The sequence below is a fragment of the Alteromonas aestuariivivens genome, from assembly GCF_003367475.1.
Classification (GTDB): Bacteria; Pseudomonadota; Gammaproteobacteria; order Enterobacterales; family Alteromonadaceae; genus Alteromonas; species Alteromonas aestuariivivens.
In genome coordinates this window covers 1-15,838 of record NZ_QRHA01000008.1, presented here as the reverse complement: position 1 = coordinate 15,838, position 15,838 = coordinate 1, and the positions used below count along the sequence as shown (strand labels likewise).

The window sequence follows — 15,838 nt, the reverse complement described above, 5'->3', positions numbered from 1 at the left end:
TCTACGGAGCCCCGATTTTACCCATCAACCGCTCACGGGCTGTCTCATTCTCAAACATTTGTTTCATCATTGCGTTTTCGTCAGAGAGCGCTGCAAATACCTTCTCGGTGTTACTTTTGTAGGTTTGATCGTCCATGGCCACAACGACGTAGTGTCCGCCGTTCGGTGAAGCGAGGCTGCGCACAACCTTGGTGCCAAACAGGGTCATGCTGTTCACTGATTGTCTGACCATATCGGTATCAACCGAAAACTCGGAGGTGGACTCGCTTTCAATCGACTTTTGCACCTCTTGGAACAGCTGGGCTACTTCTGCAGCAAAATAAGCTGACATTTTATTTCTGGCATCGGTGGCTGCCGATTCGGTGGTCATGGAAAGCGTAGGGCGCTTTTCGGAATAGCCCACAGAGGTAAGGGCATAGCCCTCTACCGGAACATCACACACCCAAAGGGGGGCCGCAGTATCAGGCGCATCCGGAAATACGCAATCCGGTACCAGTAGGGTGGCTTGTTTGGTTGAAACACCTGAACCGGTGGATTCGCAGCCGAAAAGTGCAAAGGCAGCTACCAAGCAAATTAAAAATCGCATGTAATGGCTCCAATTTAGTTGTCTGAGAGAAGACCCATAATTAAGTTCGCGGAGTCTTCAATAGTATCTGTTAGGGTGATTGATGAATTTGCTTCGAAATGAGTTTTGGCAATATCACCTTGTTTGAGTTGATTGAGTGCTTCCGGTTCGACGATGACCCATGCGCTGCCAGCCTGAATGTAGTCTGAAACTATGCCGGAAAAGTCGTAGGGGGCCAGTGTAATGGTGGTGGTATTGGTGTACTCGTCATGAAACCTGAACTTATGGGCAAACTGGATTTTTTGCCCGGGTTTAAGGCCCTGCGCTGAACCCATACTGATGAAGACCAGGTGGTCATCGCCACGATTGCGGTACTCCCTGACGTAACCGGTTTGACTCAGGTGCTTTTTGACTTTATGCAGCATGTCGGAAACACCATCTTTCGTAGCTTTGGCTGCTAGCATGGATGCCTGTGACTGGCTTATCGGGCAGTTACTGCGCCTCGTTTCCTCGTAGTCACTAGTGCTTCCATTCAGCGGCACCCCCTCGACCAGTTTCAGTTCAGGCAGGGAATAAACCCGGATATTGCCGGAAACCTTGCCCTCGAAACGGCAGCGTGCAGGAATGGTCTTTGTCTTGCCATCATCCGTGTAGGTGCTTGGTGGAGAGTAGTCCGAGTCAACCTGAACATTGGATATTGATGGCAGAATAACGATGTCCGCAACGTCCAGCCCGGCATCGGAAAATTGTCCGGTCGCCTCGTAGGCAATGATTTCTTCTGCCAGTTTGCCCGTCAGCGAGCGGTCAACAATGTCCGCCCCCGCTCCCAATAAGCCGTTTTCCAGCATGGCAGTAATTTCGCGTTTGGCTCCTATTTCGTATTCAGAGGCATCCGACACCCGAACCGGCAATACGACAACTTTGGTTCTCTTACCAGACATTTCCGAGGCGGCGGGCATAATTTCTGCTTTGGCCATTTCCACCTCGAAGTCCGGGTTTGATAAAATTTCACCCACATTTTCTACTTTTGTACTGGTGCTCATACAGGCCACAAGCACGGTTGAGAGTGTTACAGCCAGGGTGGTGTTTAGTAATCGCAGGTTCATGGTTTATTCCTCTGAATCAATGCAACAGCAATTTAGTTATAATTTCACCGCCTTCCTGCCGGACTCTCCCCACAATAATGCTGTATGCGGCTTTTTCTGCCATGTCCTGGCTGGTTACCGATTTACCGGTTTGAACGATATTCTGGTTGGATATCGGCCGGTTATTCTGGGTCAGCAGAACGTTGAGCGAGAGGGTGACGGTGTGTTGGTTGAACAGCATTCGGGCCTGAGTCGTGTCCTCAAGCTTGAGGTTGTAAGGGCAGTTTGGGTTATCCGCAGCAATGCCACTTTCCACAATCTGGTTTCTGAACGCCAGTCTCAGGTCGGAATTAGGGTGTCCGGCGACATACAGGCAGGCCTGTTCGCGGGTGGCTTTGATCGTTTCGCCAAGTTTCGCCTGCCGGGTTGTCAGCGATTTCTGCTCTGCCCCCATCAGCGCGAGAATTTCCAGATAACGGTTGTTTGAAGCGTACTGGCTGAGCAAACTTTGCCGGTTCTTCATCCACCACTCAAGACCGGAACCCGACAGCTGCTTTTCATCAATTGTGTCCGAACTTTTTTTCAGATTGGTCTCAACCTGTTTGGCAAGGGTGTCGGCAAGCAGTGCCTTCTCAACGGAAACCAGCGCATAAAAGGAACTGCCCTGCTGGTGGTTATTGAGTTTTTTATACTGGCTAATGGGCAGTTGTTCTATCGAACTGCTAACAGACTGATTGATGCGTTCGGAAAACTGGTCATTGACCAATTGCTGCTCCTGGGAGTAGGAGCCGGAAATGTGTGTTCGGAGTTGGCCCATTATATTCTTGAGGGCGGCATTCTGCGCTTGTTCCAGATTATGGCCCTCGCCAATACCAAATAATTCATGCTCGTTATGAGGTGGGGCTGTGATCCAGTCGGGAAGTACCGCCCAAGCACAAGTGGCCAGGCTCATCAGCAGTATTGCGGTGGGTAAAGAAAACCTAATCATGGACGTTTCCAAAATACGATTGAAATTCCACCCGGGTGAGCAGGGAATCTGCCACTAGCCTTCCGTCCAGTTCTGTAAGGGCGAAAAAGTTTGGCGGAGTGGAAGAGCGAAACTTTTCCAGTTCAAGCATCAGGGCATCCGTATTTTCACTGAGGTAATGTTGGTTGATGCGTTGCAACGACTTAATCACATCTGTGGCAGGAACCCGCGCTCCCTGCCACACCAACTCGTTCATTCCGTATTCAACAAATCCTACAGCTAACTGAATAAACAGGTATTCCTTGCCAAGAGTGTTGGCTTCCGCGTAGTAAAGCAGATTGTTTGTGTCGGAATAAAAATCCTGCTGGGCTGGAATGAGCTCGGCAACAGTTTGCTGGCCAAGCGTCCGGTTGATGTAGTGAATCGAGGGATAAAAATCTCTCACCAGAGGGATCACCACAAAACCGGCCACCCGCTGATTGTGGTTGAATATAGTCAGAAGTGCCTTACCGGTATGGTAATACTGAAAAACCACCTCAGGGTTACTGGTGGAAGGCTTAATAACCTGAGGCGGACCAAATATGCCCTCAACAAAATCGGTGGTTCTGCCTATGCTGAGTAAGGTTAGGTCTTCATACTGTTGCTTGTGTGTAAACTTCGCCATTACCTCTTCGTAAGCAGAGGTCAGCAGTTCCTTGGTGTCATTGAACTACCCGAGTAATGCCATGGCAACAGCTACTGAGACAAGCAATTTCAACACCCGGGTACGGTTACATACCTCAAGAATGTCGTCGATGTAATCGCTCACAGTCGAACCTTTTAAGTTTATATTTTTTGTGGAGTGCTGGCCGACGGGCGAACTGACCAAGTGGACAAGGGTGGAATGCTATTTAAGCTATCAGCAGGTTTTTGGCGCTGCAATAATTTTGATTAAAAAATAAACAGGTAGGAGGTGTTAACCGAACACCGTGGGTTAACCAAAGAAAAAGGCACTTGGCTGAAAGAGTTTTTCAACGTCGTTGATGTATTTTTTATCCACCAGAAACAAGATCACATGGTCATTGGCTTCAATTACAGTATCGCTGTGAGCAATGATCACCTGATCGTCCCGCACAATGGCACCAATCGTGGTGCCGGGTGGGAGCCGGATATCGCCAATTTGGCGGCCCACAACCTTGGAGGTATTTGCATCGCCATGCGCGATGGCCTCTATAGCTTCTGCCGCTCCCCGGCGAAGTGAGTACACGTTAACTATGTCGCCTCGGCGTATGTGGGTCAGCAGTGCGGAAATGGTTGCCTGTTGCGGAGAAAAAGCAATATCAATCTCGCCACCCTGAACCAAATCCACGTAAGCGCTGCGCTGGATCAGAACCATGGCCTTTTGAGCTCCCATACGTTTGGCGAGCATGGCTGACATGATGTTGGCTTCGTCGTCGTTGGTCACCGCTATAAACGCATCCACCTGCTCAATGCTTTCTTCGCTGAGCAGTTCCGGATCAGAGGCATCGCCGCAAAATACAATGGTTTTATCTAGATGTGCGGACAGGTACTGAGCTCTCTGAGGATTGAATTCAATCAGTTTAACGTTGTGTTTGTGTTCAAGACGTTTCGCCAGCCCGGCGCCTATCAGGCCTCCTCCGGCAATCATAATTCGCTTGTAGCTGGATTCAAGTTTCTGCAGTTCACTCATTACTGCCCGGATGTGCTTGGTAGCAGCAATGAAGAACACCTCATCATCTGCTTCGATAACCGTGGTGCCCAGTGGGCGAATCGGACGGCCTCTCCGATAAATCGCGGCAACCCGTGTGTCGACATTGGGCATGTGTTCTTTGAGTGCCGACAGGGCATGGCCCACCAGAAGCCCCCCATAATAGGCCTTTACCGCCACCAGACTGGCTTTTCCGTCGGCAAATTCAACCACCTGTAATGCGCCGGGGTAATCAATCAGACGTTTGATGGCCTGAGTAACCAGCTGTTCGGGAGCAATTATGTGGTCGACAGGAATGTTTTGCTGTTTGTATAGCTGTTCCTGATAGATGATGTACTGCTCACTGCGCACCCGGGCGATTTTGGTCGGAGTTTTGAACAGGCTGTAGGCAACTTGGCATGCCAGCATGTTGCTTTCGTCGGAATTGGTTACCGCTATAAGCATGTCGGCGTCTTCGGCACCGGCCTTTTTTAGAACGTCCGGGTGGGATCCAACGCCAGTAACAACCTGCAGGTCCAGGCGATCCTGTAACGCCCTCAGCGTATCGGAGTCGGAGTCGATTACCGTAATTTCATTTCGTTCACCCACCAGGTTTTCAGCCAGAGTACCACCGACTTGCCCCGCGCCTAGGATGATGATTTTCATACTGTTCGACTAGCCCTTTCCTTAAGATTTTAAGACTTTACCAGCCTCGCATAATAGAAACCATCCATTTGTTGTTCACCGGGCAGAATCTGACGGCCGGGCTTTTCCGGGGTTTCTTCAGGCAAAATTGGGTCAAGCTGTGCGTCGTTGTGCCTGGCCAGAAATTGCGAAATTTGCTGGCGGTTTTCCTGGGGAAGAATCGAGCAGGTTGCGTACAGCAAGGTTCCGCCGGATTTGAGCAGCGGCCACAGCGTTTCCAGCAGAGTTTGCTGAATTGCTACCAGTTGTTCTATGTCTTTCGCGTTGCGTAGCCAGCGAATGTCGGCGTGGCGACGTATTACGCCTGTAGCTGAGCAGGGGGCGTCAAGCAGAATTCGGTCAAACGGCTTTCCATCCCACCACGCTGTTGGCTGACCGGCATCTCCGTGTAATACCGTCGGTTGATGACCAAGACGCTGCATGTTTTCTGTAACGCGCTTCAGGCGATGTTCATCGCTGTCCAGAGCTATACAGGCGCCAAGTGCGGGTTGCAGTTCCATGATATGCCCGGTTTTGCCTCCGGGGGCCGCACAGCAATCCAGAATGCGCTCTCCGGCTCCTGGTGCCAGATAATGAGCGGCCAGTTGGGCAGCGCCGTCCTGCACTGCAAACCAGCCCTTTGCAAAGCCCGGAAGTGCCTGAACATCCCCGCGCGAAGTGAGCAGAACTGCGTCTGGATGATGTTCTGGAATCTGGTAGGTTAAGCCTTGTTGTTCGAGAGCCGCAGTAAATTCTTCACGGCTCAGCTGGCGGCGGTTTACTCTAAGCCAGATGGGGGCCACAGAATTGGTTTGCTCAACGATTTCAGCAGTCTGTTCGTTATAGCATGCGAGAATTTGCTTGTAGAGCCATTTGGGTAGGCCGCTGTTGAGCAGTTCGTCGTTCAGCGGCTGTAAATGAATTTCAGAACGCTGAAAATTACGCAGCACCGCATTGACCAGCCCCTTGAGTGAAACGCCACCCAAATAGGGTGCGGCATTGACCGTTTCGCCTACTGCAGCGTGAGGGGATACGCGGGAAAAAGCTATCTGGTAAAAACCCAGCAGGATAAGGTGTTCAAGGATCTTCTTCTTGCCTTTAAGCGGTTTGTCCAGCAGCTGTCGTAACCAATATTGCAATACGGGCAGGCGCCGTAAAACACCCATAGTCATTTCCTGAATCCAGGCGTTATCCCTAGGGCCGTGGCGGCGCTGCACCTGAGCGAGGCAGTCCCGTGATGAGCGGCCGCATTCAAGAATCTGATACAATATCCACGCGCTGTCAGCACGCAGGTTTTTCTGGCGGGGTAATGGAGTGTCTGACATCTATTTTTCGCCGAGCAACGATTGTCCAACCTGAAACCAGGCCTGGCGTGCGTTCAGCACATCGGCGGCGGGTAATGCCTTTTTGCCGGGAATCTGCAGGCTTTCCAGCCGCAAGGGATGAGTGCCAGTAGCCACTACGATGCCAAATTTGTCTGCCTGAATAATGGTGCCGGGAGGTGCGTCGGATGATTCCTCCGCCAGAACTTTGGCTGACCACACCTTAATATTGTTACCCTGTATCTGCATCCACGCGACCGGCCAGGGGTTGAAGGCCCGGATATTGCGTTCGAGCTGCTCTGCACTGTTGTTCCAGTCGATTAGGGCCTCTTCTTTGGACAGCTTTTTGGCGTACGTAGCCTGGCTGTCGTCTTGTTGCTCACCCTTCAGCACATCAAGGTTATTCAGCGTGTGAAGCAACGCCTTGGGGCCAAGCTCAGCCAGTTTGGCATAAAGGCTGGCGCTGGTTTCGTCTGCACTGACTGGCAGGCTGGCAACATGCAGCATGTCACCTGTATCGAGACCTTCGTCCATTTGCATGATGGTGACGCCGGATTCGGCATCGCCAGCCCAGATCGAGCGCTGAATGGGGGCTGCACCGCGCCATTTTGGCAAAATTGAACCGTGGACGTTTATGCAACCCAGTCGGGGGGCATCCAATACGGCTTTTGGCAAAATCAGCCCGTAAGCAACGACGACCATTAAATCCGCTTCAAGGCTGGCCAATTCCAACTGGGCCTCAGGGTCTTTCAGCGATTCAGGTTGAAATACGGCTACCTGGTGCTTCTGCGCCAGTTCCTTAACTGGGCTGGGAGTCAGCTTTTTACCTCGCCCTGCAGGGCGATCCGGTTGGGTGTAAACAGCGATGATCTTATGATCAGAGTCAAGCAGGGCTGAGAGATGGTCAGCTGCAAAATCCGGAGTTCCGGCAAAAATGATTCTAAGACTGGACGACACAATGGACCTTTAGGTTACTACGCACGGGCCGCTAGGCGGACATCTTTTTCAAGCTTTTTGCGAATGCGCTGGCGCTTGAGTGGCGAGAGATAATCGATGAACAACTTGCCCGCCAGGTGGTCAAGTTCATGCTGGATGCAAATAGCCAGTAAACCCTCGGCTTCGAGTTCAAAGGGCTGACCTTCACCATCCAGCGCGGTCACGGTGACCTTCTCGGCTCGCTCAACCTTGGCGTAGTTGCCTGGTACTGACAGGCATCCTTCTTCACTGATGGTGCTGCCTTCGCGTTTAATAATCTCAGGGTTTACAAACACTCTGGGATCGTCCTGATTTTCCGACACATCCATAACGACTACTCTGACGTGGCGGTCAACCTGGGTTGCTGCCAGGCCGATGCCGTTTTCGTCGCGCATGGTTTCAAACATGTCTGCAATCAGCTGTTTGATTTCGTTGTTAACCTCTTTAACCGGCTTGGCAACTGTGCGCAGCCGTTCGTCAGGAAAACTCAATACTTCTAGTATAGCCATCTGTCGTTCACACTTATTTTAGTCTGTATGAATTAATATACGATCCAATTACCAGCACTATTTACAGGGCAATTTCAGTTACTATTCTAACGTATAACCAGCGCTGCGTGCAGCTTTTTGTCGTTGCACTGAATTTCATGGCGCAACGGCCGATACACAAACATTGCTTGAATTAATTACAGTTGTAAGGGGCACAAACAGTTATGACAATCGGGTTGAAATCGTTCATTAAACGAAGCCTGCAGGTGGCAGTAGGCGCGGCAATGATATTACCCGCTGCCCTGATTGAGGCCGTGGAACTGAAAGATAATGCACCGGTCACCTACACGGTTAAGAAAAACGATACCCTGTGGGATATTGCCAGTTTGTTCCTTGATCAACCTTGGTTGTGGCCTGAATTGTGGCGCAACAATACCCAGATTGAAAACCCTCATCTGATTTATCCAGGGGATGTACTCACCATTCGGTTTGTTGACGGTGAACCTGTGCTGGAAGTTCAGCGCGACAAAACCTTTCTCACCATCAGCCCGGATATGGTCAGAACGGTCAAGCCTTCTCCTATCGGTGTTCTGCCTTGGTCAACGCTGGCCACCTACATCAGCCAAAACGAAATCGTCGAACAACAGGATTACGATTTGCTTCCCTACCTGCTGGGCAACCAGAGTGGTGGGATCCGCTTTGTCAGTGATGACCTGGTGTTGAGCCGAAGCTTTGGCCGTCCTGATGATCAGTATCGTGTGGTGAGGAAGCAATTTACCATTAAAAACCTCGATGGTGAGGTTGTGGGGATCCAGATCAACCATATAGCCGACGCTGAGATAGTAGAAGATGAAGCGGCCTCGCAGTGGCTGGTTAAAGTGTCTGACTCCAATTTGGAAGCGCAGCGCGGTGATCGGCTTTATTCCGGAGAATTTACCGGAGCGCAGGACATGACCTTACAGCCAGCCACGGACCAGAAAGGGCATGTGATTGGAAACCTGCATCAGCATGAACTGCTGGGCAAAGGCGACGTGGTTATTGTTGACCTGGGTTCCGATGCGCTGGAACCCGGTACAGTGATGGGGATTTACGCCCAGGGGCCAGACATTATTGACGGCGAACGCCCGCAGTATGCCAGCGAAGCCAGTGCGGTTCGTAGCGTGTTCAACGACGGCTCCAAAGTATCACAGCCTGCGCTGAAAATTGGTGAGCTGATTATTTTTAAAACCTTTGATAAAGCAAGTTACGGCATCATAAGCCGCTCTCGGGATCTGGTAAAAACCGGTGCCATAGTAGCGAAACCTTAATACTGTTGAGCGCCGTTTCTTACAGGGAGAAACGGCGTGACAAAACGGGTTGCTGGTTTACTCTTACAAGAAAAATATGCCTGGCTGGCTCTGGCGACCATCGCCGGAGTACGACATCGGGTCTGGGCCGACCTGGCGGCGAGGGGATATCAGGCAACCGATATTATCCATCGCCAAATTCCCTTTCCTGATGATGTTTCGGTTAGCCCGCGCCTAAAAGAAGCACTTTCAACTTATCAACCGGACATCATTGAACGTTGTAATCAGTGGCAAAAGGCCAGTGATGATCACCATCTCATAAGCTTTGGGTGCGACAATTACCCACCTTTACTGCGGCAGTTGTCTTCTCCACCATTGGTACTCTTTGTAAAAGGCAATACTGCCTTACTGAGCGCTCCACAAGTTGCGATTGTTGGTTCACGCCGGGCAAGCCGGAGCGGGCTTGATTGCGCCTTCGAGTTTGCCGGCCAACTGGTTACTCTGGGAATCAAAGTCGTCAGTGGCCTTGCGATGGGAATTGATGGTGCTGCGCACAGAGGGGCGCTGATAGTGCCAGAGGGAACGCTTGCCGTGTTGGGCAGTGGTGTTGATGTGGTATACCCTAACAGGCATTCGCAGCTTTACCGCCAAATAGTTCAATCAGGCGGTGCCGTGGTCAGTGAGTTCTGGCCGGGTACGCCAGCCCGCGCTCAACATTTTCCTCGCCGAAACCGAATTATCGCTGGTTTGTCTTTGGGAACGCTGGTGGTAGAGGCATCAATTCGAAGTGGCACCTTGATAACCGCCAATATGGCCATAGATATGGGCAAGGAAGTATTCGCAGTACCCGGCAATATACACAATCCACAAACTCAAGGTTGTCATTATTTAATCCAGCAAGGGGCCAAACTGGTTACCCATGTTGAACACATCCTTGAGGAGTTACCCTGTCTGACTGTCAGCTCCGAGCTCCGCTCTGATTCATCGGCAAAAAAAAGTCAATCCGAAAGCTTGGCAACCGATAAATTATTAGATAGTGTGGACTTGGATGTCACGGCTGTAGACATCATTGCCGAACGCAACCAGCTGCCTGTTTCTGAGGTACTGGCGGCACTGCTAGAATACGAGTTGCGTGGTCTGATAACCGCCGTCCCAGGGGGTTATGTCAAATTGAGGGGGAAATAACATGTTCGACATCCTCATGTATCTGTTTGAGAATTTCATTCACAGTGAAACGGAAATCCGTGTCGATCAGGACGAGCTGACTGAGGAGTTGGTGCGTGCCGGTTTTCACCATGATGAAATATACAAAGCGCTAGCCTGGCTTGAAAAGCTGGCAGCGTTGCAGGAAACGGATATAAAACCGTACTTCTGCAAAGGCATAACCACAAGTTTGAGCCGCATTTACACTCAGGAAGAGCAGATGCGGCTGGACGTGGAGTGTCGAGGATTTCTGTTATTTCTGGAGCAGGTTGCTGTTCTGGATGCATCAACCCGTGAAATGGTCATTGACCGGGTAATGGAAATCGATTCGGCAGAATTTTGTCTTGAAGATCTGAAATGGGTTGTGCTGATGGTGTTGTTTAATGTGCCGGGCAAGGAAAATGCGTACGCACAGATGGAAGATCTGCTTTTTGATGAATCGGACGGTATTCTTCATTAAACTTCGATTTTCTGCCTGATTCAGGCTAGCAGCATGTCAAAAATTGATCATTCCCTGTTTAATGCGGATGAGCACGCGCGCTCTCATACCTTTGGTGACTGCCCCGAATGCGGTAAAGCTCTGCGGGTGCGAAACAGTAAATCGGGGCCGTTTATCGGTTGTTCCGGTTACCCGCAGTGTCAATTCAGTAAACCGCTTCATGATGCTCAAACCACCACTCTGAAAGTTATTGAAGATACCCATTGCCCGGAATGCGGAAACGAGATGGCAATCAAAAAGGGGCGTTATGGGATGTTTATTGGCTGTACAAATTTCCCCGCGTGCCATCACATAGAACCTATTAAAGCGCAAAATGATACTCAGTTAACCTGCCCGAAATGTCAGAAAGGGCATTTACTCGAGCGAACCAACAAATACGGCAAGCGGTTTTTTGCCTGCAATCATTATCCCCAGTGCCGTTATGTGCTAAATTTCCCTCCAGTGGCACAGGCCTGTCCACAGTGTGGTTGGTCAGTTCTCATCGATAAAAAAGGTAAGCTGTGCTGCCCGCAGACAGATTGCGATTACACACAATCCTGAACATATTCATTTTTACGGTATCTCATGCAAGACACACAAAATACGTTGCAGCTCGCCCCTGAGGTCGAGGCTTTTCGTGCTGGAAAACTGCTGGTTTATCCTACAGAAGCCGTTATGGGAATTGGCTGTGATCCAGACAACGAAGTTGCGGTTCAGGCCTTATTGAACCTAAAAGGGCGAGCTAAAGAAAAAGGCGTGATCCTCATAGCTGATACCTATTCTCGGTTGCTGCCCTATGTTGATGACAAGGCTATTCGCCAGGACAGGCGAACCGAGATTTTTTCCAGCTGGCCCGGCCCGGTTACCTGGTTGTTGCCAAAGAGTGCTGGGGCGCCGGACTGGATCACCGGTGGAAACCCCAGTATAGCCGTTCGGGTTACAGCCCATCCGGTGGTAAGAGCATTGTGCGAGAAAGTAGGCATGCCGCTGGTATCTACCAGTGCTAACCCATCCGGCAAAGAGCCGGCGATAAATTTACAGCAGGCCAGGGAGTATTTTGGCGACAGTGTCTGCTATGTAGCGGGTGAAGTGGGTGAGCGAAGCCGCCCAAGTACTATCCGGGATGGGCAAACAGGGCAGATTATCAGAGCGTAGTTATGATGAACCTTAAAAGTGATTTGGTGCTTGAAAACACACATTCAGCCATAGATCAGGTAAAGCGTTTCCTGCTTGCCCTGCAGGACAACATCTGCCACACCCTTGAGATGGCGGATGGCAAGGGGCACTTTATGGAAGACTGCTGGCAACGGGAGCAGGGCGGAGGTGGTCGTTCGAGAGTACTGAAAGACGGCGCCGTTTTTGAACAGGGAGGTGTGAACTTTTCACATGTGTTCGGAGAGGCGATGCCAGCTTCCGCCACAGCCTCCCGTCCCGAATTGGCCGGCCGCAGTTTTCAGGCTATGGGCGTGTCTCTGGTCATTCACCCCAGGAACCCCTACGTGCCAACATCCCATGCCAACGTGCGTTTTTTTATTGCTGAAAAGGAAGGTGAAACACCGATATGGTGGTTTGGCGGAGGTTTTGACCTTACTCCCTTTTACCCCTACAAAGAAGATGTTCAGCATTGGCATGATGTTGCAAGAAAACTTTGCGCACCGTTTGGGGAGCAGGTGTATTCCGAATATAAAAAGTGGTGTGATGACTATTTCTATCTCAAACACCGCAATGAAACACGGGGTGTTGGCGGGTTGTTTTTTGATGACCTCAATCAGTGGGGGTTCGAAAAAAGTTTTGCGTTTATGCAGGCAGTGGGCAACGGGTATCTTGACGCCTATGTTCCAATCGTTGAACGGCGTAAAGGACAGAATTATGGTGAGCAGGAAAGAGAGTTCCAGTTGTATCGTCGTGGTCGCTATGTAGAGTTCAATCTGGTGTATGATCGCGGCACTCTGTTTGGGCTTCAAACCGGTGGACGCACGGAATCCATTCTTATGTCGATGCCTCCACTTGCACGATGGGAATACAACTATCAACCCAGGGAGGGTTCTGCAGAGGCCAAACTGGCGGAATGGTTGCAGCCCACAGACTGGTAATTAGTATCTGTAATAATAGGGCAGGTTGACCTGGATCAATCGCACGTCACGTGCGGATTTAGCACAGTTCAACCTTGTCCCAGATCAAAGTTTTTCTCTTGGTGGCTTTGTACATTGAAGCCAGATTCCGAAACATAAGAGAAAATTCATGAAACATTCAACTCTCAGTGCACTTATCGCCGCTACACTTTTCGTTGCCCCAGCAGGCTTTGCTTATGAAAAAGGGGACTGGCTTGTTCGTGGTGGTCTGACCAACGTCGCCCCGGATGATGAGACATCCAATATCCTTCTTGATGATGCCGATTTGGGCATTGGTCTGACAGTGGGTGCAGACACTCAGTTAGGTATCAACGTCGCCTACTTTATTAGCGACAGACTCAATGTGGAGTTGCTGGCTGCCACCCCTTTTACCCACAAAGTCGATTTTGGTGTCAGTGATCCACTCGGTACCGGTGACAAACTTGGTGAGGTTACCCACTTGCCCCCAACACTGAGTGTAAATTATTACTTCAGTGATCCTGCCTCCGCATTTCAACCTTATTTGGGAGCAGGGGTAAACTACACCATATTCTTTGATGAAGAGTTCACTGCTGCGAACACCGATGCCGGTCTGGCTGATCTGGAACTGGACAATTCGCTTGGGCTGTCGGCACAGGTAGGTGCTGACTGGGTCCTGAACAATAAGTGGCACATTAATGGTTCAGTACGTTGGATTGATATTGATACTGAAGCTTCGTTCAATCTGAATGGTACCCCAGGTAAGGTAAGCAGCATTCAGATTGATCCTTGGGTGTACACCCTGTCACTGGGCTACCGGTTCTAACCTAACAATACCCACCCATCGCGCTACTTCGGCCGCTTCGTTTGGAGCGGCCTTTTTTATTGACTGTTGACCATGTGCTCGGCCAATTGGTCCAGTGATCGTAATAACTGCTCGGCCAGGGCTAAATCCGAAACATTTTCCAACAGCGCTTTACGCATACAATACATCCACTGATTCTTTAGCAAGGGGGTTACCTTATAAGGAAGGTGCCTGGCACGTAATCGGGGATGCCCTCGCGACACTTCGTAATCATTCGGGCCGCCGAGCCACATCGAAAGATAAAGAAAGAAAACGTGGCGGATCCTATCCAGCGGTTTTGGATGTATAGCATAAAGTTGAGATGCCAACGGATCCTGTTCCATGATAGTGTAAAAACGATCAGCGATACGGCGAACTGTTTTTTCCCCGCCTATTGCTTCATAGGGTGTCGTCGCCCGTTTATTTTGTTTCAGTTTTTCTGCAAGGAAATCGAATACATTCATGAAAAAGTTTGCGGTGTTTGGTAATCCTATTACCCACAGTTTATCACCCGTTATCCATCAGATGTTTGCGAAAAGTACTGGTGAAGAAATCCTGTACGAAAAAATCCAGGCTCCTTTGGAGGGTTTTGAGCAAGCGGTAATGGATTTTTTCGCTCAGCCCAACGCCGTTGGCTGCAATGTGACTATGCCATTCAAAACCCGTGCGTATGAAATGGCCGGGCAGTCGTCGCCGGAAGCTCAGGTGGCAAAAGCCGTAAACACACTGGCGCGAATGCATGAAGGTGGCTTTCAGGGGTTCAACACGGATGGGGTAGGGCTGGTAGCGGATTTGAAAGCAAACAACATTGTATTGGAAGGTAGACGGGTGTTGTTGCTTGGAGCTGGGGGCGCCGCAAGAGGCGTTGTGTTGCCTTTGTTAAATGCAGGAATAGCAAAGCTTGGTATTTGCAATCGGACCCAGTCCAAGGCTCAGGCTATAGTGGATGAAATTGCGTGTGAGAGACTGGAATGTGTCGCTCTGGAAGCGGCATCTGACTGGCAGGCGGAAATCATAATTAATTCAACGGCCGCCAGCCTTAGCAATGCGTTGCCCGGAATAGACTCTGCAGCACTGGTTCGTTGTGAAGTTGCTTATGACATGGCTTATGCCAAAGAACCTACTGTTTTTATGCGCTACGCACTGGATAATGGGTGTGATTTGGCGCTGGATGGTCTGGGTATGCTGGTAGAGCAGGCCGCAGCGGCTTTTACCATATGGACAGGTAAAACTCCTGCGACCCGTGAAGTGGTTAACAAAGTACGAGCTGAATACACCTAATTTACGGATGCTGAGTGATTAATCTCCCAGATAGTCATTTTTTAATAAAACATAGTTCTCAGCTGACTGTGCCAGAAACTGGCGTTCCGCATCGTTAAGCGGGCGCTTCTTTACCATAGGGTTACCCACGTAAAGGTACCCACTTTCAAGGTGTTTATTGGGAGGGACCAGAGTTCCTGCTCCAATAAACACATCGTCCTCGACGGAGACTCCGTCCATTATAATGGCCCCCATACCCACCAGAATACGATTTCCCAGCGTGCATCCGTGCAGCATACATTTGTGGCCAATGGTGACGTCTTCCCCGATGACAAGCGGATAGCCTGCAGGATTGTTTGCTGTCCGGCGGGTGACATGCAGAACGGTGCCGTCCTGAATATTGGTCCGGTTGCCAATTTGAATACGGTTAACATCACCTCGTGCTGCAACTAATGGCCAGATACTCACATCGTCTCCACACATAATATCACCTACGATTACCGCAGACGGATCGATATAGCAGCGCATCCCCAGTGTAGGCATAGTGTTTTTATAAGGTCGGATCGACATGTTGAATGGAGCTCCTATAGCGAAAAAACGGGGTGATAATACCGAAAAATGGCTAAATCGAACAAGAAATGTTCGAACGAACGTGTTTTTCAGTTTTTTTTAAAATATCTGTTGACGGTTTTTCTCAGGTCTGTAGAATGCGCCCCACTTCGACAGGGGAGCCCAACGGCAAGCCAGTCAGACAAGGCTACAAGCCGCGTCAGGAGTGGTTTTCAGCGAAACGCCTTGAAAAATAAATTTTCAAAAAAGTGTTGACACTGAGAACGGAAAGCGTAGAATGCGCATCCCGCTTCGGGGTAACAACGAAGCAAGCCGGAAACGGCCCTGTTCTTTA

18 protein-coding genes are annotated in these 15,838 nt (G+C 50.2%); 8 read left to right on the top strand and 10 right to left on the bottom strand.

The window, feature by feature from the left end; all coding sequences use genetic code 11:
- Window position 1: 1 nt before the first annotated feature.
- The 8 genes from DXV75_RS11835 to def all read right to left on the bottom strand — a co-directional run bounded on the left by DXV75_RS11835 (window position 2) and on the right by def (window position 7,794).
- On the bottom strand, window positions 2-586 hold the full coding sequence (locus DXV75_RS11835; protein ID WP_115593635.1) for an LPP20 family lipoprotein: 585 nt from the start codon (window positions 584-586) through the stop codon (window positions 2-4).
- A gap of 14 nt (window positions 587-600) precedes the next feature.
- Window positions 601-1,671 carry a hypothetical protein gene (locus DXV75_RS11830; RefSeq protein ID WP_115593634.1) on the bottom strand — a complete coding sequence of 357 codons (1,071 nt, stop codon included), beginning with the start codon at window positions 1,669-1,671 and terminating at the stop codon, window positions 601-603.
- 16 nt (window positions 1,672-1,687) lie between these two features.
- Window positions 1,688-2,638, bottom strand: coding sequence for an LPP20 family lipoprotein (locus DXV75_RS11825; protein WP_115593633.1), 951 nt, complete (start codon window positions 2,636-2,638; stop codon window positions 1,688-1,690).
- Complete coding sequence (locus DXV75_RS11820; protein WP_115593632.1) at window positions 2,631-3,281, bottom strand: ETEC_3214 domain-containing protein; 651 nt, start codon at window positions 3,279-3,281, stop codon at window positions 2,631-2,633. The genes DXV75_RS11825 and DXV75_RS11820 overlap by 8 nt, the downstream gene beginning before the upstream one ends.
- Window positions 3,282-3,590: 309 nt before the next feature.
- Window positions 3,591-4,970: a Trk system potassium transporter TrkA gene (gene trkA, locus DXV75_RS11815; protein WP_115593631.1), complete on the bottom strand. Its 1,380-nt coding sequence runs from the start codon at window positions 4,968-4,970 to the stop codon at window positions 3,591-3,593.
- A gap of 29 nt (window positions 4,971-4,999) precedes the next feature.
- Complete coding sequence (gene rsmB / locus DXV75_RS11810) at window positions 5,000-6,313, bottom strand: 16S rRNA (cytosine(967)-C(5))-methyltransferase RsmB (protein WP_115593630.1); 1,314 nt, start codon at window positions 6,311-6,313, stop codon at window positions 5,000-5,002.
- The gene (gene fmt / locus DXV75_RS11805; protein ID WP_115593629.1) at window positions 6,314-7,267 is read right to left on the bottom strand and encodes a methionyl-tRNA formyltransferase; all 954 of its coding nucleotides are present in this window, start codon (window positions 7,265-7,267) and stop codon (window positions 6,314-6,316) included.
- A gap of 17 nt (window positions 7,268-7,284) precedes the next feature.
- Window positions 7,285-7,794, bottom strand: coding sequence for a peptide deformylase (gene def, locus DXV75_RS11800; RefSeq protein ID WP_115593628.1), 510 nt, complete (start codon window positions 7,792-7,794; stop codon window positions 7,285-7,287).
- Window positions 7,795-7,997: 203 nt separating this feature from the next.
- On the opposite strand from def, the gene DXV75_RS11795 reads away from it, so the two are divergent.
- The 7 genes from DXV75_RS11795 (at window position 7,998) to DXV75_RS11765 (ending at window position 13,656) form a co-directional block, all read left to right on the top strand.
- Complete coding sequence (locus DXV75_RS11795; RefSeq protein WP_115593627.1) at window positions 7,998-9,080, top strand: LysM peptidoglycan-binding domain-containing protein; 1,083 nt, start codon at window positions 7,998-8,000, stop codon at window positions 9,078-9,080.
- Window positions 9,081-9,116: 36 nt separating this feature from the next.
- Window positions 9,117-10,244, top strand: a complete 1,128-nt coding sequence (gene dprA, locus DXV75_RS11790) for a DNA-processing protein DprA (protein WP_245953190.1) — start codon at window positions 9,117-9,119, stop codon at window positions 10,242-10,244.
- Between the two features lies 1 nt (window position 10,245).
- Window positions 10,246-10,722, top strand: a complete 477-nt coding sequence (locus DXV75_RS11785) for a DUF494 family protein (RefSeq protein ID WP_115593626.1) — start codon at window positions 10,246-10,248, stop codon at window positions 10,720-10,722.
- A gap of 33 nt (window positions 10,723-10,755) precedes the next feature.
- On the top strand, window positions 10,756-11,301 hold the full coding sequence (locus tag DXV75_RS11780; protein WP_115593625.1) for a DNA topoisomerase family protein: 546 nt from the start codon (window positions 10,756-10,758) through the stop codon (window positions 11,299-11,301).
- Window positions 11,302-11,325: 24 nt separating this feature from the next.
- The gene (gene tsaC, locus DXV75_RS11775) at window positions 11,326-11,895 is read left to right on the top strand and encodes an L-threonylcarbamoyladenylate synthase type 1 TsaC (protein ID WP_115593624.1); all 570 of its coding nucleotides are present in this window, start codon (window positions 11,326-11,328) and stop codon (window positions 11,893-11,895) included.
- Window positions 11,896-11,900: 5 nt separating this feature from the next.
- Window positions 11,901-12,833 (top strand): oxygen-dependent coproporphyrinogen oxidase, encoded by a 933-nt coding sequence (gene hemF, locus DXV75_RS11770; RefSeq protein WP_115593776.1) that lies wholly within the window; start codon window positions 11,901-11,903, stop codon window positions 12,831-12,833.
- A 148-nt stretch (window positions 12,834-12,981) separates the two neighbouring features.
- Window positions 12,982-13,656, top strand: a complete 675-nt coding sequence (locus DXV75_RS11765; RefSeq protein WP_115593623.1) for an OmpW/AlkL family protein — start codon at window positions 12,982-12,984, stop codon at window positions 13,654-13,656.
- Between the two features lie 56 nt (window positions 13,657-13,712).
- Here the strand turns inward: DXV75_RS11765 and DXV75_RS11760 are convergent, their stop codons facing one another.
- Window positions 13,713-14,138: a group II truncated hemoglobin gene (locus DXV75_RS11760; protein ID WP_115593622.1), complete on the bottom strand. Its 426-nt coding sequence runs from the start codon at window positions 14,136-14,138 to the stop codon at window positions 13,713-13,715.
- Here DXV75_RS11760 and aroE point away from each other — a divergent pair.
- A complete protein-coding gene (aroE, locus tag DXV75_RS11755) occupies window positions 14,137-14,955 on the top strand; it encodes a shikimate dehydrogenase (RefSeq protein WP_115593621.1) in 819 nt (272 codons plus the stop codon). The two genes, DXV75_RS11760 and aroE, sit on opposite strands and share 2 nt — an antisense overlap.
- An 18-nt stretch (window positions 14,956-14,973) precedes the next feature.
- On the opposite strand, the gene DXV75_RS11750 is transcribed toward aroE, so the two are convergent.
- Complete coding sequence (locus DXV75_RS11750) at window positions 14,974-15,504, bottom strand: gamma carbonic anhydrase family protein (RefSeq protein ID WP_115593620.1); 531 nt, start codon at window positions 15,502-15,504, stop codon at window positions 14,974-14,976.
- Window positions 15,505-15,838: the final 334 nt, after the last annotated feature.